Here is a 23,438-nt window from a genome sequence, read left to right as displayed (position 1 = left end):
AAAAACCGCTTTAATAGATTACCAACGCTGATGAATGGAGTGGCAAAAATGCCCAAAGTGGGGATGCAGCCGATCCGGCGCAGGCAGCTTATCGACGCCACGCTGGAAGCAATTAATGAAGTGGGCATGCATGACGCAACCATTGCGCAGATCGCCCGTCGGGCGGGCGTGTCCACGGGGATCATCAGCCACTATTTCAAAGATAAAAACGGCCTGCTGGAAGCGACTATGCGCGACATCACCGGCCAGCTGCGCGATGCGGTGTTAAGCCGCTTACGCGCCCTGCCGAACGGCAGCGCGGAGCAGCGTTTGCAGGCGATTGTCGGCGGCAATTTTGATGAAACCCAGGTCAGCGGCGCGGCGATGAAGGCCTGGCTGGCCTTCTGGGCGAGCAGCATGCATCAACCGATGCTCTACCGTTTGCAGCAGGTCAGCAGCCGCCGGTTGCTCTCAAATCTGGTGTACGAGTTCCGCCGCGAGCTGCCGCGTGAACAGGCTGAAGAGGCAGGCTACGGGCTCGCCGCGCTGATTGACGGGCTGTGGCTGCGCGCCGCACTCAGCGGCAAACCGCTGGACAAAACCCTCGCACAATCGCTCACCAGCCACTTTATCAGCCAGCATTTACCGACCGAATAACCGAGGAGGAAGCATGTCCCGAATGGCAGAACAGCAGCTTTATATCAATGGTGGTTATACATCCGCCACCAGCGGTCGCACCTTCGAGACCATCAACCCGGCCAACGGTGAAGTTCTGGCGAGCGTGCAGGCCGCCGGGCGCGAAGACGTGGACCGCGCCGTAGAGAGCGCAAAGCGCGGGCAAAAAATCTGGGCGGCGATGACCGCCATGGAGCGCTCGCGCATCCTGCGTCGCGCCGTCGACATCCTGCGCGAGCGCAACGACGCGCTGGCGAAGCTGGAGACCCTCGACACCGGTAAGGCGTTTTCTGAAACCTCGACCGTCGACATCGTCACCGGCGCGGACGTGCTGGAGTACTACGCGGGGCTGATCCCGGCGCTGGAAGGCAGCCAGATCCCGCTGCGCGACACCTCATTCGTCTACACGCGCCGCGAGCCGCTGGGCGTGGTGGCGGGCATCGGCGCGTGGAACTACCCGATCCAGATCGCCCTGTGGAAATCCGCCCCGGCGCTGGCGGCGGGCAACGCGATGATCTTCAAGCCGAGCGAAGTGACCCCGCTCACCGCCCTGAAGCTGGCGGAAATCTACACCGAGGCGGGCCTGCCGGACGGCGTGTTTAACGTCCTGCCGGGCGTGGGCGCGGAAACCGGCCAGTACCTGACCGAGCATCCGGGCATTGCCAAAGTCTCCTTCACCGGCGGCGTCACCAGCGGCAAAAAGGTGATGGCTAACGCCGCAGCCTCGTCCCTGAAGGAAGTGACGATGGAGCTGGGCGGCAAATCTCCGCTGATTGTGTTTGACGATGCGGATCTGGATCTCGCCGCAGACATCGCCATGATGGCCAACTTCTTCAGCTCCGGGCAGGTGTGCACCAACGGCACCCGCGTGTTCGTGCCTGCAAAATCTAAGGCCGCGTTTGAGCAGAAAATCGTTGAGCGCGTGGGCCGAATCCGCGCAGGCGATCTGTTCGATGAAAGCACCAACTTTGGCCCGATGGTCAGCTTCCCGCATCGCGACAGCGTGATGCGCTACATCGCCAAAGGCAAAGAAGAAGGCGCGCGCGTGCTGTGCGGGGGCGACGTGCTGAAGGGCGACGGGTTTGATAACGGCGCGTGGGTGGCCCCGACCGTGTTCACCGACTGCACCGACGAGATGACCATCGTGCGCGAAGAGATCTTCGGCCCGGTGATGTCCATCCTCACCTATGAAAGCGATGAAGAAGCCATTCGCCGCGCCAACGACACCGACTACGGTCTGGCGGCGGGCATCGTCACCGCCGATCTGAACCGCGCCCACAGCGCCATTCATCAGCTTGAAGCGGGCATCTGCTGGATCAACACCTGGGGTGAATCCGCCGCAGAGATGCCGGTCGGCGGCTACAAGCACTCCGGCATTGGCCGCGAGAACGGCGTGATGACGCTTCAGAGCTACACCCAGGTGAAGTCCATCCAGGTTGAGATGGGTAAATTCCAGTCCATATTTTAACCGGGAGGTTTATTTGCAATTTGACTACATTATTATCGGGGCCGGCTCTGCCGGCAACGTACTGGCTACACGACTGACTGAAGATCCGAACACCACCGTCCTGCTGCTTGAGGCGGGCGGGCCGGACTACCGCTTTGACTTCCGCACCCAGATGCCCGCCGCGCTGGCCTTCCCGCTCCAGGGCAAGCGCTACAACTGGGCGTATGAAACCGAGCCAGAACCCTTCATGAACAACCGCCGCATGGAGTGCGGACGCGGCAAAGGGCTGGGCGGCTCGTCATTGATCAACGGCATGTGCTACATCCGCGGTAACGCGATGGACCTCGACCACTGGGCGAAAGAGCCTGGCCTGGAGCACTGGAGCTACCTCAACTGCCTGCCCTACTACCGCAAGGCAGAGACCCGCGACGTGGGGCCGAACGACTACCACGGCGGCGACGGTCCGGTGAGCGTCACCACCTCTAAGCCGGGCGTAAACCCGCTGTTTGAAGCAATGGTGGAAGCAGGCGTGCAGGCGGGCTATCCGCGCACCGACGATCTCAACGGCTACCAGCAGGAAGGCTTCGGCCCGATGGACCGCACGGTCACGCCGCAGGGCCGACGCGCCAGCACCGCGCGCGGCTATCTGGATCAGGCGAAACCGCGCCCAAACCTGACTATCCGCACCCACGCCATGACCGATCGAATCCTCTTTGAGGGCAAGCGCGCGGTAGGCGTTGACTGGCTGGAAGGCGAAAGCACCATTCCGTCAAAAGCAACAGCGAATAAAGAAGTCCTCCTGTGCGCAGGCGCCATTGCGTCACCGCAGATCCTCCAGCGTTCCGGCGTGGGCAATGCTGAGCTGCTGAAGCAGTTCGATATCCCGCTGGTGCATGATTTACCCGGCGTGGGAGAAAACCTGCAGGATCATCTGGAGATGTACCTCCAGTATGAATGTAAAGAGCCGGTTTCCCTCTACCCTGCCCTGCAGTGGTGGAACCAGCCGAAGATTGGCGCGGAGTGGCTGTTTGGCGGCACCGGCGTGGGTGCGAGCAACCACTTCGAAGCAGGCGGATTTATCCGCAGCCGCGAGGAGTTCGAGTGGCCGAACATTCAGTACCACTTCCTGCCGGTAGCGATTAACTACAACGGCTCAAACGCGGTGAAGGAACACGGCTTCCAGTGCCACGTCGGCTCCATGCGCTCCCCGAGCCGTGGACACGTGCGCATTCAGTCGCGCGATCCGCACCAGCATCCGGCGATCCTGTTCAACTATATGTCCCACGAGCAGGACTGGCAGGAGTTCCGCGACGCGATCCGCATCACCCGCGAGATCATGCACCAGCCCGCGCTGGACAAATACCGCGGTCGTGAAATCAGCCCGGGCGTCGAATGCCAGACCGACGAACAGCTGGACGAGTTTGTGCGTAACCACGCCGAAACCGCGTTCCATCCGTGCGGCACCTGCAAAATGGGCTATGACGAGATGGCGGTGGTTGACGGTGAAGGCCGCGTTCACGGGCTGGAAGGATTACGCGTGGTGGATGCGTCGATCATGCCGCAGATTATTACCGGCAACCTGAACGCCACCACGATTATGATCGGTGAGAAAATTGCTGATGCGATTCGCGGGCGCGAGCCGCTGGCAAAAAGTACGGCCGCGTATTATGTGGCCAACGGGGCGCCGGTCAGACGCTGAGGATATTTCCCCTCCCCCTGGCCCTCTTCCATACGGGAGAGGGCTTCCCACCCAAAATTTATTTTTATTTTCCTGCATCCAGTTCATCCCCTCCCCTCGTATATGCATATGTGAGCAATCCCTTTGCTCCCTAAACCGAGGAAAGATGATGAAAAAGCTAACCCGTGTTGCACTCGTCACCAGCGCTTTACTCTTCTGTGCAGGCACATCAGCCGCCATGACGTCAGGCTCCGTGATGGTAGGCGGAGCGGAAATGTTCCCGAGCAAAAATATCGTTGAAAACGCCGTGAACTCGAAAGATCACACCACGCTGGTGGCCGCCGTCAAAGCGGCTGGACTGGTGGATACGCTTCAGAGCAAAGGGCCCTTCACCGTATTTGCGCCGACCAATGCGGCGTTTGCGAAATTGCCTGCCGGCACGGTCGAGAACCTGGTCAAACCCGAAAACAAAGCCACGCTCACCAGCATCCTCACCTATCACGTGGTCGCCGGTAATTACGATATGAAGGCGCTGGAGCAGAAAATTAAACAGGGCGGCGGACACGCGGAGCTGAAGACCGTTAACGGTCAGCCGCTGTGGATCATGAGCAACGGCCCGCACAACATTCAGCTTAAGGACGGTAAAGGCAATGTGGCGAACATTAGCACCTATGACGTTCATCAAAAAAACGGCGTGATCGATGTGATTGATACCGTCCTGATGCCTAAGTAGTTGTCTATACTTCGGAAGTGTGACGTTACCTTCCGGGAAAAACATGGATAACGCGCTGGCAGAACAGCAGCAGAAATTAATGCAGGCGGTCGCAAACGGCGATCGCCGCGCATTTGAACAACTCTATCGACTCACATCGCCACACCTGTTTGCCGTCGCGCTGCGCATGCTGCGCGACCGCGCGTGGGCAGAAGAGATCCTTCACGACTGTTTTATCACCGTCTGGAGTAAAGCCGAAACCTACAACGCTGCACTGAGCTCCCCGATGACCTGGCTTACGCATATTGTTCGCAATCGCTGTATTGACTGGCTGCGCAGCGGGCAAACCCGCGCTGCCGACCGCGAGTCGCCGTATAACGAAGCGCTTTTGCCCGGCGAAAACGATGAGCAGAATAACTGGCACGACGATGCGCAGGCAGAGCGGCTCAGGCATTGTCTCGAACATTTGAGCAGCGAGCAGCGCCAGAGCATTACGCTCGCCTACTATCAGGGAATGTCTCACAGAGACATTGCCGACTGGCTCCAGCAGCCTGTAGGCTCGGTGAAAAGCTGGATACGTCGGGCAATGGATCATCTTCGGGAGTGCGTGGGGTTATGAATGACGCAGAAAAACGCGACGACATGCTGGCAGCAGAGTATGCCCTCGGCACGCTGCGGGGAGGAGCGCGGCTTCAGTTCCAGAAAAGGGTCCTCCGTGAACCGGCTCTGGCCGCCCGCGTGGCGTACTGGCAGGACATGTTCAGCACGCTGGATAGTCATCTTGTGCCCGTCCCTCCACCCGAGACGGTGTGGAAAAGAATCGCCCTCGACCTGCCGCCCAAAAAGCCTTTACGCCAAAGTCGGCCTTATCTCGGCTGGATGGTTGCGGCCTCACTCGCCGCCCTGACGGTCGTTGCCTGGTATGCCACCCGAGCCCCGGAACTCGCTCCGCTGATGGTACTCAACGATGCCCAACAGCACGGGCAGTGGGTCGTCAGCGCGGACGCCAGCCGCCAGCACCTGAGCATTGCCCCGCTTCGACCGACAGCTGTCGCCGCGCAACACAGCCTGCAGCTTTGGCTGATCCCAGGCGGGCAGGCGCCGGTATCCATGGGGCTGCTGCATAACGACATCCCCACACGCGTCACCCTCAGGAACGCAACACTCCCTGCTGACGCCACGATAGCCATAAGCCTTGAACCAGAGGGCGGATCGCCTACCGGCCTCCCCACAGGTCCGGTGCTTTACAGTGGCAAACTGTAATCCTCAGGCCCTGTTTGCAGGGCCGCTATCGTTTCCCCCTTTTATTTATATAATATTCTCGGTTACCTATAAGAATTAAATATTAGGCCTGCAATTAATTTAATTATTAAAAAACGACATTGACAGACGCTTCCGTACTCCATTAAGTTTTAAACGAACATCATTTTATTCCCGATACAGAATATATCAAAAACCGCATTAATGAATTTGTCATTATTCATTAACGCTTCTCTGCCTTTTATTTTTTGCATCACTCAATAGCGAGATAAGATCATGAATATTAGTGCAAACAAGGTGGTTGTCATCACCGGTGCCAGCAGCGGTATTGGTCAGGCCATTGCCCTCCATTTAGCGAATAACGCGTTTTCGCTGGTGCTGGTGGCGCGCCGTCTGGACAGAATTAATGCCCTGGTGGATCAGATTATTCAACAGGGCGGCAAGGCGATTGCCGTAAAGGCTGACGTGACCCGTCAGGAAGAGGTGCAGCGCGCGATTGACGCTGCCGTTGCCGCATACCAGCGCGTGGATGTGGTGATCAATAACGCGGGCTTTATGGCTATCGCCCCCCTCAGCGAGCTGAAAACCGACGAATGGGACAAGATGATTGATACCAATCTGAAGGGCGTGCTGTACGGCATCGCTGCCGCGCTCCCGGTGTTCCAGCGTCAGGGCAGCGGGCATTTTATTAACGTTGCCTCCGTTGCGGGCATCAAGGTGCTGGCCCCTGGCGGCGTGGTGTATAGCGCCACGAAATTCGCCGTCCGCGCGCTGAGCGAAGGCTTACGTCAGGAGGCAGGTAAAACTATCCGCACGACGCTAATTTCGCCCGGTGCCGTCGAAAGCGAACTGCAATTCGGCAGTTCTGACGAAGAGAGTAAAAAATTTCTCCATGAGTTTTATAAGCAGGCTATTCCGGCTGACGCAATTGCCCGCGCGGTTTTATTTGCCATAGAACAGCCTGGCGACGTTGATATTAATGAAATTGTTGTGCGTCCAACGCAGGAAGAATTTTAGCCTGCGTTAAATAATGCTGAATGAGGTGTCATTATGATTAAATCATTAACGTCCTTATCAGATCTCAATATGCGAACGGGTGCCGATATTCTTCTTGAAGTGCTGGAGAGTGAAGGCGTGGAATATATTTTTGGCAACCCCGGCACCACCGAACTTCCGCTCATTGATGCCCTGCTTCGCCATGAAAATATTCACTATATTCTGGCGCTTCAGGAGAGCACCGTGGTGGCGATTGCCGACGGCTATGCGAAAGCCTCCGGCAAAACGGGCTTTATCAATTTGCATACCGCCAGCGGCCTGGGGCACGGCATGGGGAATCTCATTAATTCGCGGATTATGAAAACCCCGCTGGTGGTGACCGTTGGACAGCAGGATACGCGACACTACGTCCGCGACCCGCTTCTGTATGATGATATTGTTTCCATCGGCTCTCCGGTCATGAAGTGGGCGCAGGAGGTCACCAGCGCCGACCAGCTCCCGGTGCTGGTGCGCCGCGCGTTTCACGCTGCCAGCTATCCTCCTGGCGGCCCGGTGCTGCTCTCCCTGCCGATGAACTTGATGGAAGAGCTGAGCGACGCCGGGATACAGACGGCGTCGAGAGTAAACTACCACACCGTTGCGGGCTCGCTGGACGAGCTGGCGGAGGCGCTCAGCGAGATCGCGCCGGGCAGGATCATGATTGTGGCGGGCGATGAGGTACACTCCAGCGGCTCGACGCAGGAAATTGTCCAGCTGGCGGAAGCGCTCGGCGCCCACGTCTACGGCTCCTCCTGGCCGCTGAATTTGCCATTTCCCACCCAGCACGCGCTCTGGCGGGGCAATATGCCCACCACCGCCAGCGAAATCGCCAGCGTCATCAATGCCTACGATGCCGTATTTATCATCGGCGGCAGAAGCCTGATCACCATTCTCTACAGCGAAGGGGACGCGATTCCGGGCTCGTGCGCTGTCTACCAGCTCTCCGCCGACATGAACGAGCTGGGTCGCACCTATGCCACCCGGCTCTCGGTGATGGGGGATATCAAACTTTCCCTGAAGGCGCTCTTACCGCTGCTTGAGCAACGTCTGGTGGCAGGCAAACTGATCCATCAGCAGTTGCTTAAAACGGCACTCAGCGAACGTGAAAAAGAGTGGCAGCAGCAGGAAGAACGTCTGTCGGCAGAGCGGCTGCGCCCGCATATTTCGCCGATGGTCGCAGCCTTTGAAGTCATTAAAGCCATTCCGGCGGGTACCACCATCGTTGATGAGGCGATAGCGACCGCCAGGCATGTCCGCCGGTTCATCTCTGACCAGCAGCATCAGCGCTACTACTTTATGCGCGGCGGCGGACTGGGCTGGGGGATGCCTGCCTCCGTGGGGCATTCGCTGGGACGCGGGCGGGAGCCGGTGGTCTGCCTGATCGGCGACGGGGCCTCCCTGTACTCGCCGCAGGCGCTCTGGACGGCAGCACACGAAAATCTGCCGGTCACCTTTATCGTCATGAATAACAGGGAGTACAACATCCTGAAAAACTTTATGAAGAGCCAGGCCGACTACAGCTCCACGCAGTTGGGCCGTTTTATCGGGATGGATCTCGTGAACCCGCATATTGATTTTCAGTCGCTGGCCACCGCCATGGGCGTCCACTGCTGCCGGGTGACCGAGGCGGCGGATATCGCCGAAGCGGTAACGCGCGGCCTGCAGTCCGGAAAAACCAACCTGATTGAAATCGCGATTTCCGCGGATTAGCCGCGTGGTTGGGCTGTACCCTACATAAAAACTTATAACCGAAACGCCTCAAGACGCTTTATCTGCCGTCCTTCCTCGTCAAAATTCGCCGCCGCCAGCCAGGCGCGCAGCTCCGCGTCTCTTTGCGGCCATTCGCCATCAATAATAGAAAGCATATCGCTGTCGCGGTTGCGGCCTTTCCGCACCAGCCGCTGGCGTAAGCGCCCTTCCCAGACGAATCCAAGCCGCTCCGCGGCGCTGCGCGATGCGGTATTCATCGAGTCGCACTTCCACTCCAGCCGTCGGTATTTGTGGTCAAAGGCGTTTTTCAGCAGCAGCCACACCGCCTCGGTGCCGATGCGGGTGCCTTTCATCCTGCGCGACCAGGTGACGTGGCCGATCTCCACCGAGCCCTGAAAGCGCTCGATCGCCATATAGCTCACCAGCCCGACCGCCTTTTCAGTGCGTAAATCCATCACGGCGAAGGGCACCAGATCATCATCCATCACCTTTCCGGACACCCAGTGTGCGGTGGCTTCCACGCTTTCAGGCCGGGTGCTGGCAAGCCACGTCCAGTCGCTGTCGTCGCCCAGCGCGTAGGCCTCAAAGAGATCCGCCGCGTGACGCCCGGCGTCCAGCGGCTCAAGACGGCAATACTGGCCGGTCAGCGCCGTGCGGGTTAATACCTGCGCGCACTTCCAGTCCGGGACGAGATCGTTAACGGTTTGACCATATTGATTGATTTCGGGCACGGGGGTGACTCCCTGAAAGGTAAGGATTTTGTTATAGCAGGTTAAAAGGGCGGCGAAAAGAGAGGCGTTTAATAACCAGGCCGCATGCGATATATCCGCATGGCATAAGCAAAGCAGAATTTCGACTTTGAAGAAATGTGGAGTCGACCTAACGTAGCGGAGCATAAAACAATCACAATATATTCTTCTCAGGGATCGCTATGACAAAAAAACTGTTGCCGTTACTGATGCTGGCTGCGCTCTCAGGCGCTACCCACGCCGCTACGCCGCCGACGACGCTGGTGGTTGCTCAGGGTCTTGATGACATCGTGAGCCTCGACCCGGCCGAAGCCAACGAGCTCTCCAGCATCCAGACCGTGCCGAGCCTGTACCAGCGTCTGGTGCAGCCGGACCGCGATAATCCGGAAAAAATCACGCCGGTTCTGGCAGAAAGCTGGGACGCGGATGCGGCAGCAAAAACCCTGACCATCAAGCTTAAACCCGATGCAAAATTCGCCTCCGGCAACCCGCTGCGTCCGGAAGACGTGATTTTCTCTTATACCCGCGCCGTGACGCTGAACAAATCCCCGGCCTTTATCCTCAACGTGCTGGGCTGGGACGCGAGCAACATCGCCAGCCAGCTGAAAAAGGTGGACGATCATACCCTCCAGCTTCACTGGACGGCGGACGTTAGCCCCTCGGTGGCGCTGAATATCCTCTCCACGCCGATAGCCTCCATCGTCGATGAAAAGCAGGTCGCCGCAAACGTCAAGGATAACGATTTCGGCAACGCCTGGCTGAAAATGCACTCGGCGGGCAGCGGCGCGTTCAAAATGCGCGTCTATCAGCCGCATCAGGCCATCGTGCTGGAAGCCAACGATTCCGCCCCCGGCGGCGCGCCGAAGCTGAAAAGCATCATCATTAAGAACGTTCCCGATCCGGCTTCACGCCGCCTGCTGATCCAGCAGGGGGATGCGGACGTGGCGCGCGATCTGGGTGCAGACCAGATTAGCGCCCTGGACGGCAAGCCGGGCGTGAAGGTGCTGAGCATTCCGTCCGCCGAGCAGAATTACCTGGTGTTTAACACCGGCAACAGCGCCAATCCGCTGCTGAACAACCCGGCGTTCTGGGAAGCGTCGCGCTGGCTGGTCGACTATGACGGCATCACTAAAAACCTGCTGAAAGGCCAGTATTTTGTTCACCAGAGCTTCCTGCCGGTCGGCCTGCCGGGCGCGCTGGAAGACAATCCGTTTAAATTTGATCCGGCAAAAGCGAAGGCAATCCTCGCCAAAGCGGGCATTAAGGACGCGCACTTCACGCTGGACGTGGAGAACAAGCCGCCGTTTATCACTATTGCCCAGTCGATGCAGGCGAGCTTTGCTCAGGGTGGCGTGAAGGTGGATCTGCTGCCTGCCGCCGGGAGCCAGGTCTATGCCCGCGTGCGCGCTAAGCAGCATCAGGCGGCGATTCGTCTGTGGATCCCGGACTACTTCGATGCGCACTCAAACGCCAGCGCCTTCGCGTGGAACGACGGGAAGTCCAGCACCGTGGCCGGTCTGAACGGCTGGAAAATCCCGGAGCTGAACAAGGCCACGCTGGCGGCGGTTGCCGAACCGGATCCGGCGAAGCGTCTGGATCTGTACAAGAAGATGCAGGAACAGCTGCAGCAGAGCTCGCCGTACGTGTTCGTCGATCAGGGCAAAACCCAGATCGCGGTGCGCGATAACGTGAAGGGGTATCAGCAGGGGCTGAACGCGGATATGGTCTGGTACGATCGCGTCACGAAGTAGCCCTTGTTGCCGGGTGGCGTTGCGCTTACCCGGCCTGTGTTCTCGGTTTTTGTAGGCCGGGTAAGGCGAAGCCGCACCCGGCATGAAGAGATTTCCCATGCCACATCTTTCCACCCGCGTGCTTCAGGGTCTGCTGACCCTGCTGCTGACGCTCTTCGGGCTGCTGCTCGTCACGTTTGCGCTTTCGGCGTTTTCCCCGGTCAATCGCGTGCTGCAGATCGTCGGGGATCACGCCAGCCAGTCAACGTACGATCAGGTTCGCCACCAGCTCGGGCTGGATCGTCCCCTGCCCGTGCAGTTCTGGCACTATCTGCAAAATCTCGCCCACGGTGATTTAGGCACCGCCAGCGCTACCGGGCAGCCGGTGCTGCAGGATCTGCTGCACGCCTTCCCCGCTACGCTGGAGCTGGCGACGCTGGCGTTAATCATTGGGTCCGTGCTCGGCGTGACGGCCGGGGTGCTGTGCGCCCGCTACGCCGGTTCGCCGCTCGATGTCGCGATCAGAACGCTTACCCTGCTCGGCAACTCGGTGCCGATTTTCTGGCTTGGCCTGCTGATGCTGGCCCTGTTCTACGCGAAGCTGCAGTGGAGCGTGGGCCCCGGCAGGCTGGACGATATCTGGCAGTTCACCGTCGAGCCGCGCACCGGCTTTGCGCTGATAGACACCTGGCTTTCCGGCGATCGCGAGGCATTCCGCAACGCCATCAGCCACCTGGTGCTGCCGGTGCTGCTGCTGGCCTATTACTCGCTGGCAAGCATTACCCGCCTGACCCGCTCGGCCTGCCTCAGCGAAATGAACAAGGAGTACATCCTGCTTGCCCGCGCCAAGGGTGCCGGGGAGATGGCCATTCTGCTGCGCCACGTGCTGCCGAACATTCGCAGCACCCTGCTGACGGTGATCGCCCTGGCCTATACCAGCATGCTGGAAGGTGCGGTATTAACCGAAACCGTGTTCTCGTGGCCGGGCATCGGACGCTATCTCACCACCGCCCTGTTCGCCGGAGACACGACCGCGGTTATGGGCGGTACGCTGCTGATTGGCGTCTGCTTTGTACTGATCAATAACCTTACCGACCTGCTTGTGCGGGCGACCGATCCCAGGGTGCGCTGATGCCGTTTTATCTCTTCTTACGCCGCCTGCGCCGCTCCCCTGCCGCCGTTTGCGGACTGATTGGCCTCGCGCTGCTGGTGTTTATTGCCCTGTTCGCGCCCTGGCTGGCGCCGGTAGATCCGAACTGGCAGGACGCTGCCGCGCGCCTGGAGGCACCTGGCGCCCAGCACTGGCTGGGCACCGACAGCTACGGGCGCGATCTGCTCTCGCGCCTGATTTACGGCACCCGTCCGGCGCTCGGGCTGGTGGCCCTGGTGACGGTCATTACCCTGCCCGCCGGGCTGCTGGTGGGCATTTTGTCCGGCTACTACGGCGGCTGGGTGGAGCGTATCCTGATGCGCTTTACCGATGTGGTGATGTCGATGCCGCGCCTGATCCTCGCATTCGCGTTTGTGGCGATGCTTGGCCCGGGGCTGGTCAACGGCGCGCTGGCGCTGGCCTTAACCACCTGGCCCGCCTACGCGCGTCAGGCGCGGAGCGAGATTCAGCGTCTGCGCCACAGCGATTATCTGGCCGCCGCGGAGATGATGGGGATCCGCGGCCTGCGCCTGCTGGTCGGCCATATTCTGCCCCTGTGCCTGCCGTCCGCGATTGTGCGGCTGGCGCTGGATCTGGCGGGGATTATTCTGGCCGCCGCCGGTCTCGGCTTCCTCGGCCTTGGCGCGCGTCCGCCCATGGCCGAATGGGGGGCGATGATTGCCGACGGCATGCAGGTGATTTTCGACCAGTGGTGGATTGCCGCCATTCCGGGCGGCGCCATCCTGTTTGCCAGCCTGGCGTTTAACCTGCTGGGCGATGGCCTGCGCGACGTACTGGAGCCACAGCATGACTGAACACCGCGTTATCGTCGATGCGCTGAATATCGACTACCCGGCCGCGCGCGTGGTCAACAACCTGAGCTTTCGGCTTGGCAACGAGCGGCTGGCGCTGGTGGGAGAATCCGGCTCCGGTAAGTCGATGTCCGCCCGCGCCCTGATGGGTCTGGTGCGTAAACCCGGTATCGTGTGCGCGAACCGGCTTAACGTGCTTGGCAACGATCTGCTGACCCTGAACGCCCGCCGCTGGCAGGCGCTGCGCGGCAACGGGATTGCGATGGTCCTGCAGGACCCGCGCTACGCCCTAAACCCCGTGAAAAGCGTCGCCGCCCAGCTTGATGAGGCGCTCACGCTGCATCAGCGCCTGACGCGCCCGGAGCGTGCGGCGCGCATTCACGACATCATCAGCGCCGTCGGGCTGAACGAGAACGTGCTGTCACGCTATCCCGGCGAGCTTTCCGGGGGCATGGGCCAGCGGGTGATGATTGCGATTGCGCTGATCAACAACCCGCAGGTGCTGATTGCCGACGAACCGACCTCCGCGCTGGACGCCCGCCTGCGCAACCAGATCCTCGAGCTGCTGGTGCAGCAGTGCGAAGAACGCCAGATGGCGATGCTGTTAATCAGCCACGATCTGCCGCTGGTGGCGGAGCACTGCGACCGCGTGCTGGTGATGTATCAGGGTGAAAAGGTCGATGAGATGGCGGCAAGCCAGCTTCCGCAGGCGACGCATCCGTACACGCGCACCCTGTGGACCTGTCGTCCAGACGCCCATACTTATGGACAGATGCTGCCGACGCTCGATCGTTCGCAGCCGTGGAAGGAGGCCAGCGATGGCGCTCGTTGAGGTTAACCAGGTGCAGGTCACCTTCGGGGAAAAAACGGCGGTCTCTGCCGCCAGCTTTAGCATAGAGAGAGGCGAGACGTTCAGCCTGATTGGCGAATCCGGCTGCGGCAAATCGACCCTTCTGCGCGTGCTGGCAGGGCTACAGCGCGAGTGGCGCGGCAGTATTGCGCTGCTGGGAGAAACGTTAACGCCAGGGCGCCGCTTTGAAGGCAATCTTCGCCGCAACGTGCAGATGGTGTTTCAGGATCCGTGGGCGTCGCTGCATCCAAACCACACCATTGCGCGCACCCTGTCGGAGCCGTTAAGCCTCCACGGTGAAACGCAGGTTGCGGAAAAGGTGGCGGATGCGCTGCAGCAGGTGGGGCTTTCCGCCGAGGCGGGCAGGCGCTACCCGCACCAGCTTTCCGGCGGCCAGCGCCAGCGCGTTGCCATTGCCCGGGCGCTGCTGCTGCGCCCGCAGCTTCTGCTGCTGGATGAACCGACCTCGGCGCTGGATATGTCGGTGCAGGCGGAAATCCTGAACCTGCTTAACCGCCTGAAGGCCGAGCATGAGATGACCTATCTGCTGGTGAGCCACGACGCGGACGTGATTGCCCATATGTCCGACCGGGCAGCGTTTATGGCGCACGGGGCGATTCAGAAGGTGTTTGACCGTGAGGCGATGTTACGGGGCGAGCACAGAATGGGTTAAGTTTTGCAGGCCGGGTAAGGCATCGCCGCCACCCGGCAAACCATCACTTCAGCAGCTTCACCGTGGCATCAATGTCGATTTCATCTTCGGTAAAGATCATCGTCGTGTTCTGGAAGGTAGTGATCGCCAGCTTCTTCACCGTACGCATTTCGCCCGGCTTCTTGTCGGATTTTGGTTTGATGCTGTTCATCAGTAGCCCCACCGACAGCACCGCGTTCTCTTTGTCGATTTTGGTCTCAACGGGCTCTTCTTCGCTGAATACCACGAAGGATTTGATCGAGGTGAGCTTCACGCGCTCGCCCGCGATATAGAGATGCTTGCTCTCCGGGATCACCTTCACCGCATACGCGGAAAGGCCTTTGGTGTTGGTGGTTGGTTCGAAGGTCACCGCAGCGTCTTTTTTAATCAGATCGGGGTTCGCGACCTTAATCACATGAAAATAGCGGTTGTCGCCGTTTTCATCTTTGATAAATCCGAAGCCTTTATCTTTAAACCACGTTGTGATTGTACCGTTCATCGCTGTTACCGCCTGTCAGATCGTAATGACTAAAGTTTTGCAGCGCGCAGTGTAATGCACAATGGCGGAGGAGACAAAAAAAAGCCCCTGCTCGGAGGCAGGGGAAAACTCATGTCAGAGCTTATTAGAATTTAGTTGAACACCATCCCACCATCGATGAGCAGAGACTGGCCGGTCATATAGTCAGAATCTGGCCCCGCAAGATATGAAACGCAGGCGGCAACATCTTCCGGTTCGGACAGGCGGCCAAGCGTAATGCGTTTGGCAAAGGTCTCGGTCCCGTAGCCGAGCGGTTTACCCGCCGCCTCGGAAACCTGACGGTCGATCTCCGCCCACATCGGCGTTTTAACGATGCCCGGGCAGTAGGCGTTAACGGTGATCCCCAGCGGGGCAAGATCCCGTGCGGCGGTCTGGGTTAAGCCGCGAACCGCGAATTTACTGGAACTGTAGACGGCCAGCTCCGGGTTGCCGGTGTGGCCCGCCTGGGAGCAGGCGTTGATGATTTTGCCGCCGTGCCCCTCTTTGCGGAACGCGTCAATCGCGGCCTGGATCCCCCAGATCACCCCTTTCACGTTAATGTTGTAGACCTTGTCGACAATCTCCGGCGTGATGGATTCGATTGGCGTGGACGGCGCGACCCCGGCGTTGTTGACGATAACGTTGAAGCCGCCCAGCGCGGTGCGGGCTTTCTCCACCGCCGCAAATACCTGCTCGCGGTCAGAGACGTCCACCTTCACGGCAACGGCCTTCCCGCCGCTGCGGGTGATTTCATCGGCGACCGCTTTCGCCGTCTCCTCGTTATAGTCGGCGATGGCGACGGCAAACCCATCCTTCACCAGGCGAAGCGCGATCGCTTTACCAATCCCCTGGCCTGAGCCTGTTACGAGAGCCACTTTTTGCATTTCTCTGTCCTTATGTTGATTCACAAAATCTGGCTGAGATGGAGCTGGCCCATCAGCAGCGGGTTATCGCTGTAGTCGACGGGAATGGCCACCACGGCCGGGCCATCGACATCCATCGCCGCACGCAGCGTCGGTTCGAGCGCGTCGGCGCTCTCCACGGCAAAGCCTTTCGCGCCAAAGGCGTCGGCATAGGCTTTGAAATCGACCGGGCCGAACTCGACGCCGGAAAGACGCTGGTATTTTTTCTCTTCCTGAATGGCAACCATGTTGTAGGCGTTATCCACCCAGATGATGTGCAGCACGTTGGCGTTGAGGCGTACGGCGGTTTCCAGCTCCATGCTCGACTGTAAAAATCCGCCGTCGCCGGAGACCGACACCACCTTGCGGCCCGGGTTGACCAGCCACGCGCCAATCGCCCACGGCAGCGCCACGCCCATGGTCTGCTGACCGTTGGAGATCATCACCTGACGCGCGCGGAAGCTGTAGAGGTAGCGGGCGATCCAGATGTGGAAGCTGCCCATATCGACGGTAAGCGTCACGTCGTTATTCACGATGTCCTGCATGGCGCGCACAATGCGCAGCGGATGCAGGGCAAACTGGTTAAGCGATGCGCCGCGGCGGTCGAGGAGGTCCCGCTGATGCTGGCGATCGACCAGAATTTCCGAGGCGCGCTGGCTCAGTTCAAGCTTGTGCTCAATGCGGCTGGCGAGCAGATTCAGCGTGGCGGCGATATCCCCCACCAGCTCCAGATCGGGAACATACTTGCGCTCCTCATAGGCGGGCAGCACGTCAATGTGCACCAGCGTAGCGTCGCCGCTGTTCCACATGGACGGCTCGTATTCCACCGGGCTGTAGCCGATGCAGATAATCAGATCCGCCAGATGCAGCAGCCGGTCGCCCGCCTGGTTGTTAAACAGGCCGACGCGTCCGGCAAAGCGGGTGAAGTGCTCCTGATTCACCGCCCCGGCGGCCTGGTAGGTGCTGGTGACCGGGATACGGCTTTTCTCCAGCAGCTTGCGCAGCGCGGCGCTGTTGGCGGGCTGGCTGGCCATCAGGCCGAGTAAGATGACCGGGTTTTTGGCCTTTTCAATAAGCTTCGCCACGTCGTTAATGGCGGATTCCGGTGCCGGCCCCATCAGCGCGGGACCGCTGGCGGGCAAAATCGCCCCCGTGGTGGGCTGGTCGACAATATCCTGCGGCAGGCTGACAAACGCCCCGCCCGGCCTGCCGTGCTCGGCGGCGCGAAACGCGTTGGACACCACCTCGGCAATCGCGTCCGGGGAGTTCACTTCTACGGCGTATTTCGTCACCGGGCTGAACATCGCGACGGTGTCCATGCTCTGATGCACCAGCTTCGCTTTATCCGCCCGCTTCACCGCCCCACCCAGCGCTACCACCGGGTCGCCTTCGCTGTTGGCGGTGGCAATACCGGTGATCAGGTTCGAACAGCCCGGTCCGGAGGTGACCAGCGCCACCCCGGCTTTGCCGGTCAGACGCCCCACTGCCGCCGCCATAAACGCCGCGTTGGCCTCGTGGCGTACGGGAATGATCTCAATGGAGGAGTCCAGCAGGGAGTCAAAGACCTTGTCGATTTTTGCCCCCGGGATCCCGAACACCTGCTTCACGCCCTGCGCTTCCAGCTGGCCGACAACCATATCGGCGCCGTGCGCCCACTGACGTGACTGTTTCTCACTGTTCACGGTAGTTCTCCTGTTAGTTTTCGACGGCGCGGATAGCCGCATCAAGGTTGCTGGGGTGCAGGTTGGCCTGTAAAAACGCGCTGTCGGCGGGCAGGTCAATCATCAGCTTGTGAATTTCACCGAAGGTGAGCACGCCGCTCTCCAGCTGGTAATCGAGCAGATGGCCGCCGCCCTGTCGGTCGTCGGTGATGAAGTGTTCGTGATAGCCCGCCACGTTGATGCCCTGCATATGCTGCGGCGTGCGGAACCCCACCAGCACGCCCTCGCGCTGGTTAAAGCGGAACACCGGCTGGTCGTCCAGTACGTCGGTCATCGCCCGGTACGGCGGCGTCTGGCGCGGTACGGTGCGGGTGTGCGCGTGGCGGAAATTGCCGTCGATGCGCAGCGCGCAGAACAGGTTGTCGGAGGGGATTTGCTGGTCGATCACGTCGTGGATCTGCTGACGGCTGACCGGCCCGTCGAAGGTTTTGCGGTACTGCGGCTGGAACCAGGTCATCACCGCGAACGGCGTTTTTTGCTCCGGCTTCGCGGCGCGGGCGCTGCCGTCGGCGCGCAGCTGGTACACCTGGCTGCTGAAGGCAATCATTTCGCCGTCCAGCTCGTTAAAGGTGCCGAGGCCAAAATCGCCGTGTGCCAGCAGGTCGGCGATGGTGGTCTCCCCTTCGTAGACGCCGCTTAGCAGGGCGCTCATTAGCGATGTCTGATAGATCACGCTGTCAGGATGTTGAGCCGAGAACCCGCGCAGGGTTTCGCATAAACTCGCCTCACAGTCGCATGCAGATGAATGCATCATCATGCTCGTCCTCTTCAACTTTATTTATAAAGGTTAAATAAATGTTGACCCGATTCAGCAGAGAGTTCCAATATAGAATCCATGCTGGTTTGAGACGTTTTTGATATGGAACTTCGTTATCTGCGCTATTTTGTCGCGGTAGCACGCGAGCGACACTTCACCAGGGCGGCCAACGCGCTGGGTATTTCACAACCTCCTCTGAGCCAGCAGATCAAACGGCTTGAGGAGGAAGTGGGCACGCCGCTGTTCAGGCGCCTGACGCGGGGCGTGGAGCTGACCGAGGCGGGAGAAGCCTTCTATGAGGACGCCTGTAAGATCCTGGCGCTGAGCGACGCCGCGCTGGAGAAAGCCCGGGGCATCGCGCGCGGGCTGAACGGCAGCCTGTCGATTGGCATTACCAGTTCGGATGCTTTTCATCCCAAAATCTTCGCCCTGATCCGCCAGTTTCAGGTGCAGAACATGGCAGTGCAGGTTCACCAGGTGGAAGCCAACATGTCGTCGCTGACCACGATGCTGGCGGAGGGTGAGCTGGATATCGCCTTCGTGCGCCTGCCGTGCGAAAGCAGCAAGGTATTCGAATTAAAAATCCTCGACCGGGAGCCAATGGTGGTGGCGCTGCATCGCGATCATCCCCTGGCGACGTGCGATTCGCTGGCATTAGAGCAGCTTCGGGATACGCCGGTGGTACTGTTCCCGCAGGAGGTCGCGCCAGGCCTGTACGACCGGGTTCACGGCTGCTGCGAGCGGGCCGGAATAAACGTGCAGCGCGCGCTGCAGTCGTCGCAGCTTTCCTCTTCCCTGAGCATGGTCTCTGCCGGCGGCGGGTTCGCGCTGGTGCCGAAATCCATGGCGGCCATTTCTCCGCCGAATGTCACCTATCACACGCTGAGCTCACCGGAGCTGTATACCGACATCGCGCTCTGCTGGCGGCGCTTCGAACGTTCGCGGACGGTGAAGCGGTTTCTGGCGATGATGAGCGAGGATTAATGGTGCGGCGGTGCCCGGAAATGCCGTTCTGGAAGCCGCCTCGCAAACCTGCAAGCAACCTTATGTAATTCAGGGTTATCGCTTTTCATCCCTTGTTTATGGTCGTAAAGTGCCTGCGTTGCGGCACAACCGTAACCGGGCGTAGGAACCCGTTAGCATAACATGACGTTTTTTAGACAAAGAGGATGCTAAATGGCCACTACCCCAGGATTTTCTTACGCGCTCTCTGAAGAAAGCGCTGTTCATCACCTCATCAACGCTTCAATTTCCGATTCTGCGGATCTTTTTGAACTGGTCGATGCCTGTACCGCGTATGTCAGCGTACTGGTGGAAACTGACGACGCAGTGACCTTTGCCACCCTTTGCGAGCGACTGCTGGCTGCGCTGAAACGGCTGCGCAAGAGTTGTGACTCGGAACTTCCGCCGTATCTGGTCGAACGACTCATTGCGGGAGAAAAGATCGCCTCCTGCGTGCCGGAATGCTGGCAAGAAACGGCGCTACAGGTGGATTATGCCGTGGCGTTAACGCTGGCGATAATGGGCGGGACGTTGCCTGCGAACGTGGCGAAAGAACTCACCGGGCTGTTGCATGATATGGTCTGGCTGCTGGCGGAGTTTGTGAAGGAGCCGTATATAACGGCGCTCTGAAGCGGGCGATGGGAGACTGGCATTTTTATAGAATGTAGGCCATGACTTTCAAACGGTATCATTACTGCGCCAAGTCGTTCTCATTACCGTAAAAGATAATTAATGTGTTGTGTAATCGTAAGCCACCTAAGCATACATATGTTTACTAGAATTTGAACGATTTTGACTTGAGGCTATTGATTGTTAACCCAATCGACAGTATGCATTCGCTTTGTCGATCCCTGTAACTGTTAACTCATGTCAGGTAAACACAACTCATTGCACGAACGAAGTGAGTGAGTTTAATGCGCTCGCTAGGATTTAGTTATATTTACTTTCAGGGAAGAAATCCCATCATATTAGTAACGGTTACTTTTTTTTGGAAAAGTACGCTTAGATCGTTAACAAAGTAGGCTTGTAACTTCTACCGAAAAGCTGCTGCATCATGCTAAGAGAACAAGATAACACAACCTAACCTTCTGATAAATAAGAAAAAGGCCGCTTTAGCGGCCTTTGCCTTATTTCGTTAACAATGCTTTAAGTCTATCTTTATTAGCTTCTGGAAGTTTTGGGGAATTTAAGTTTTTTTCTTTCATAAAAGGCTCCTTGTGTCCATCTGTACTTACTTGTTAACAGTTTAGTTCAAATTTTAGATTGCAGTGCCCGAGTTATGCATCGTGTGTGTGGATTCAGTATCTTTTACCTCATCAATACCACTTGATATCGTGGGAGTCAATGAGCCGCTGATCTCGTTCTCATCCATCATCGTACTTGTTGGTAGATCTTCTACTTTTATTTGGTTATCAGCCACTTGATTATTGGATATACTCTCACTTTCAACTGGTTCTTCTGTTTCTTCAACATCTGGTACTTCAAAACCTTTAGTTAGAGCCAAATCGATAAGCTTTTCATACAATGGTGTTGATACAAGTGTGAATATAGGCATTTCAATCCATAAAATGCTTCTGAATGAGCTTTCCGAAAGCTGATCTGCGACACCAAATGCAGCTTCATCATCGTCGAGTAAGACAGCTGCGCCAAATGCAACCCAATAAGAATTATTATCGATTGACTGATTGTAAATATCCCTAAGACTGGACTTTTGCTTATCAGAAACTTGCTGCTCTGTCAACTTGGCAACCAAGACTTTATTAATTAAAATCATATCTTTATGATTTACATTTATAGGAAGGGACTCGATATATTCAAGGATATCAAGTGCTCTAGGATAATCTTCGTCCGAAATGAGCTCAACGCAGAAATTTACTGCCTTGCTAACTTCACTATCTTTTATTTTCGCGTAAGATTTAAGCAGTTTGATATTATCATCAAGTAAAGTTAAATCTCTTTTTTTCAAGGCAGCTCTACAAATAAGTATTACAGCCTCAATGAATGGACCATTTTCAAGATGCTTAAGACAATATTCTATGCATTCATCATATTCTTCTGCACGAAATGCTGAATTAGCAATAAGAAAATTAGGTGTGTTATAAAATAAAATATTATCCCTTCCTCCAGCAAAACGTGTTTCTTTAAGCATAATTTCTAGTGATTGTGTAATAGATGCGTCATCGATACTGGTTCTTTCCGATGGTAGAAGGGTTTTTATTTTTCTAACAAACTGACTTACTGAGTTTACCTGCCTAACATGATCGGCCAAATTGATCATATCAGAATTAATTAATGGATGAGTTGACAATTCATCCCCATCAGTGTCTTGCAGGGACGTAAAATATTTATCCAATTTTTTTGATAAAGCAGAATATGGGTTAACAACTTCATCTTGTAATTTACACCCTAGTGCGAGATGAAGTTCAGCCATAAATTCATCAAAACCTGTGATTTGTATTAAATGAAAGCGCGGGAAGCGAGCTAGATTTTTGAGACCATCAGGTAAGTCCTCAAACTTATCACGTGTACACCAATAAATACCATGAGGGAAACAATTTTTGCTATGCAATAATGTATTAAGCGTATCCATTATAGAGCGATCATGACCGGAGTAGCCAATGACTATCATACCGAATTCATTTGCGAACTGACGGAACTTAGACCGCATATTATCCTCAAGGGACTCAAGTTCTCGAATAGTATTTTTTATATTATCAAAAAGAAAATCACCATGAAGCTTTATTATCTTCGGTCTTGAAGACGTGAGCCTTACGCTGTTTATACTCGAATCATGAGCGCATACTACAGGCCTTAGGCTATCAGAAAATGTGTAGCATGCTTCATTAAGGAGATCGTCAAAGTTTGTTGTAAATACTGTATTAAAATGTTTTTCTTTGAGTAAATTGACTAAGTAAACATACCCCCAAGATGGATTAGCGGCTGTTATACAACTTTCAATATATTCTCTCCGCTGAGTTGGTTGATCATACAATGACTCAAATAACTCTGAATATTCATTATCTTTGTCAAACCAAACCTGTTTACGCACCTCACCTTCACCATGCATATCATCATATGCATCACGCCAATCTTGTATCATCCCCCCCGCACTTTTTACACCGCTAGTTATACTAGAGCCGGCACCTAAAAAAAGAGTGAAATTTGGATGATGGTTTTTAGTTGACGTTAGTATGTTGATTAAATGCTTTTGAGGTTTAATTTTCATCCAAGGTTCTCAGTGAGCAGTGGCGATTTCATCACCATATAAAGTTGAATTACAAACAGATTATATTATTAATTTCAACATAAAACAATGACTTATGCGACACAAATGATAATGAATTACGCAGCAGCCATCAAAGCGGCAAACGCTCTGACAAACGAGCTCCCTTCCTGGGTTCAAGCCCGTCGCGACAAGACTACGAGGATGCGCTGGCGCTGGTGGAGTATCTGATCGAGCACGACCCCGATAACCCGCTGGTAGAGATATTCACTTCCAAAATCGATAAATACGAAAATGAATCCCCGGAGTTTGCCGAATTTAACGCGCGTATTGCCAGCATTCTGTCAGGCGTTGCGTTATTGCGAACGCTGATGGATCAGTACCAACTCACTCAGAGCGATTTCGAGAACGAGATTGGTAAGAAGTCTCTGGTGAGTCGGATCCTGAATGGACAGCGCACGTTAACGCAGGAGCATATGCGAGCGCTGGCGAAGCGTTTTGACGTGCCGGTGAGCGCGTTTGTGGGAGATAGATGGAAAGTAGGCTCTGTGCGGTCATTCCGAGAGCTATTTGAATAATTGACAGTTAAAAAATCCTGGTAAATCACCAAGCCAATGTTTGCATTATCAAATTGCAATACGTCGGCTTTCATAATCTGTATCAACGGAAGTTGATATATTTCATATCCCTGTTGCGCCATCATTGACGGGATTTTTTATAAACGATAACGTCCCACCTGTTTTAACTTGCTGTAATACAAGAATTTATCAGGATTTTCTTAAATGGAGTTTAAGCACATGTCTATAACCGTTTATGTATGGTGCAAAAACGATGTCGG

Annotated in this window: 21 protein-coding genes and 1 pseudogene; 16 read left to right on the top strand and 6 right to left on the bottom strand. The window is 56.6% G+C overall.

Annotated elements, in window-relative coordinates:
* Positions 1 to 48 precede the first annotated feature (48 nt).
* The 8 genes from betI to IM313_RS07635 all read left to right on the top strand — a co-directional run bounded on the left by betI (position 49) and on the right by IM313_RS07635 (position 8,496).
* Positions 49 to 636 carry a transcriptional regulator BetI gene (gene betI, locus IM313_RS07670; protein ID WP_023334836.1) on the top strand — a complete coding sequence of 196 codons (588 nt, stop codon included), beginning with the start codon at positions 49 to 51 and terminating at the stop codon, positions 634 to 636.
* 13 nt (positions 637 to 649) lie between these two features.
* Complete coding sequence (gene betB / locus IM313_RS07665) at positions 650 to 2,122, top strand: betaine-aldehyde dehydrogenase (protein ID WP_192971434.1); 1,473 nt, start codon at positions 650 to 652, stop codon at positions 2,120 to 2,122.
* A gap of 13 nt (positions 2,123 to 2,135) precedes the next feature.
* Positions 2,136 to 3,800, top strand: a complete 1,665-nt coding sequence (gene betA / locus IM313_RS07660; protein ID WP_192971435.1) for a choline dehydrogenase — start codon at positions 2,136 to 2,138, stop codon at positions 3,798 to 3,800.
* A gap of 148 nt (positions 3,801 to 3,948) precedes the next feature.
* On the top strand, positions 3,949 to 4,512 hold the full coding sequence (locus IM313_RS07655) for a fasciclin domain-containing protein (RefSeq protein WP_049138747.1): 564 nt from the start codon (positions 3,949 to 3,951) through the stop codon (positions 4,510 to 4,512).
* A 43-nt stretch (positions 4,513 to 4,555) separates the two neighbouring features.
* Positions 4,556 to 5,110, top strand: a complete 555-nt coding sequence (locus IM313_RS07650) for an RNA polymerase sigma factor (protein ID WP_192971436.1) — start codon at positions 4,556 to 4,558, stop codon at positions 5,108 to 5,110.
* Positions 5,107 to 5,754, top strand: a complete 648-nt coding sequence (locus IM313_RS07645) for an anti-sigma factor domain-containing protein (RefSeq protein ID WP_028012274.1) — start codon at positions 5,107 to 5,109, stop codon at positions 5,752 to 5,754. Before IM313_RS07650 ends, IM313_RS07645 begins: the two co-directional genes overlap by 4 nt.
* Before the next feature lie 273 nt (positions 5,755 to 6,027).
* Positions 6,028 to 6,768 carry an SDR family oxidoreductase gene (locus tag IM313_RS07640; protein ID WP_028012273.1) on the top strand — a complete coding sequence of 247 codons (741 nt, stop codon included), beginning with the start codon at positions 6,028 to 6,030 and terminating at the stop codon, positions 6,766 to 6,768.
* 33 nt (positions 6,769 to 6,801) lie between these two features.
* Positions 6,802 to 8,496, top strand: coding sequence for a thiamine pyrophosphate-binding protein (locus tag IM313_RS07635; RefSeq protein WP_192971437.1), 1,695 nt, complete (start codon positions 6,802 to 6,804; stop codon positions 8,494 to 8,496).
* 32 nt (positions 8,497 to 8,528) lie between these two features.
* Here IM313_RS07635 and IM313_RS07630 read toward each other — a convergent pair whose 3' ends face one another.
* Complete coding sequence (locus IM313_RS07630) at positions 8,529 to 9,227, bottom strand: GNAT family N-acetyltransferase (RefSeq protein WP_048998934.1); 699 nt, start codon at positions 9,225 to 9,227, stop codon at positions 8,529 to 8,531.
* 200 nt (positions 9,228 to 9,427) lie between these two features.
* On the opposite strand from IM313_RS07630, the gene IM313_RS07625 reads away from it, so the two are divergent.
* The 5 genes from IM313_RS07625 (at position 9,428) to IM313_RS07605 (ending at position 14,460) form a co-directional block, all read left to right on the top strand.
* Complete coding sequence (locus IM313_RS07625) at positions 9,428 to 10,996, top strand: ABC transporter substrate-binding protein (RefSeq protein ID WP_048961394.1); 1,569 nt, start codon at positions 9,428 to 9,430, stop codon at positions 10,994 to 10,996.
* Positions 10,997 to 11,093: 97 nt separating this feature from the next.
* Complete coding sequence (locus tag IM313_RS07620; RefSeq protein ID WP_048998937.1) at positions 11,094 to 12,107, top strand: ABC transporter permease; 1,014 nt, start codon at positions 11,094 to 11,096, stop codon at positions 12,105 to 12,107.
* Entirely contained in the window at positions 12,107 to 12,940 is an 834-nt protein-coding gene (locus IM313_RS07615) for an ABC transporter permease (protein WP_048998938.1), read from the top strand. The genes IM313_RS07620 and IM313_RS07615 overlap by 1 nt, the downstream gene beginning before the upstream one ends.
* Positions 12,933 to 13,769, top strand: a complete 837-nt coding sequence (locus IM313_RS07610; protein WP_192971438.1) for an ABC transporter ATP-binding protein — start codon at positions 12,933 to 12,935, stop codon at positions 13,767 to 13,769. The genes IM313_RS07615 and IM313_RS07610 overlap by 8 nt, the downstream gene beginning before the upstream one ends.
* On the top strand, positions 13,756 to 14,460 hold the full coding sequence (locus IM313_RS07605; RefSeq protein WP_048998940.1) for an ABC transporter ATP-binding protein: 705 nt from the start codon (positions 13,756 to 13,758) through the stop codon (positions 14,458 to 14,460). The genes IM313_RS07610 and IM313_RS07605 overlap by 14 nt, the downstream gene beginning before the upstream one ends.
* 43 nt (positions 14,461 to 14,503) lie before the next feature.
* On the opposite strand, the gene IM313_RS07600 is transcribed toward IM313_RS07605, so the two are convergent.
* The 4 genes from IM313_RS07600 to budA form a co-directional block, all read right to left on the bottom strand.
* The gene (locus tag IM313_RS07600; RefSeq protein ID WP_045260739.1) at positions 14,504 to 14,977 is read right to left on the bottom strand and encodes a cold-shock protein; all 474 of its coding nucleotides are present in this window, start codon (positions 14,975 to 14,977) and stop codon (positions 14,504 to 14,506) included.
* A gap of 131 nt (positions 14,978 to 15,108) precedes the next feature.
* Complete coding sequence (locus tag IM313_RS07595) at positions 15,109 to 15,879, bottom strand: (S)-acetoin forming diacetyl reductase (RefSeq protein WP_192971439.1); 771 nt, start codon at positions 15,877 to 15,879, stop codon at positions 15,109 to 15,111.
* 20 nt (positions 15,880 to 15,899) lie between these two features.
* Complete coding sequence (gene alsS, locus IM313_RS07590) at positions 15,900 to 17,621, bottom strand: acetolactate synthase AlsS (protein ID WP_206689309.1); 1,722 nt, start codon at positions 17,619 to 17,621, stop codon at positions 15,900 to 15,902.
* Positions 17,593 to 18,372, bottom strand: a complete 780-nt coding sequence (budA, locus tag IM313_RS07585) for an acetolactate decarboxylase (RefSeq protein WP_028012263.1) — start codon at positions 18,370 to 18,372, stop codon at positions 17,593 to 17,595. The genes alsS and budA overlap by 29 nt, the downstream gene beginning before the upstream one ends.
* Before the next feature lie 105 nt (positions 18,373 to 18,477).
* Here budA and IM313_RS07580 point away from each other — a divergent pair, with 105 nt between their 5' ends.
* Positions 18,478 to 19,359: a LysR family transcriptional regulator gene (locus IM313_RS07580; RefSeq protein WP_192971440.1), complete on the top strand. Its 882-nt coding sequence runs from the start codon at positions 18,478 to 18,480 to the stop codon at positions 19,357 to 19,359.
* Between the two features lie 192 nt (positions 19,360 to 19,551).
* Entirely contained in the window at positions 19,552 to 20,007 is a 456-nt protein-coding gene (locus IM313_RS07575; protein ID WP_192971441.1) for a hypothetical protein, read from the top strand.
* 628 nt (positions 20,008 to 20,635) lie between these two features.
* On the opposite strand, the gene IM313_RS07570 is transcribed toward IM313_RS07575, so the two are convergent.
* Complete coding sequence (locus IM313_RS07570) at positions 20,636 to 22,603, bottom strand: SIR2 family protein (protein WP_192971442.1); 1,968 nt, start codon at positions 22,601 to 22,603, stop codon at positions 20,636 to 20,638.
* Between the two features lie 111 nt (positions 22,604 to 22,714).
* Between IM313_RS07570 and IM313_RS07565 the strand changes: the two are divergent.
* Positions 22,715 to 23,178: pseudogene (locus IM313_RS07565) on the top strand (type II toxin-antitoxin system HigA family antitoxin).
* Positions 23,179 to 23,438: the final 260 nt, after the last annotated feature.

Origin of the sequence: Enterobacter cloacae complex sp. P2B (assembly GCF_014895985.1) — a bacterium.
GTDB classification, from domain to species: Bacteria; Pseudomonadota; Gammaproteobacteria; order Enterobacterales; family Enterobacteriaceae; genus Enterobacter; species Enterobacter bugandensis.
This window is presented reverse-complemented; position numbering and strand designations above follow the sequence as displayed.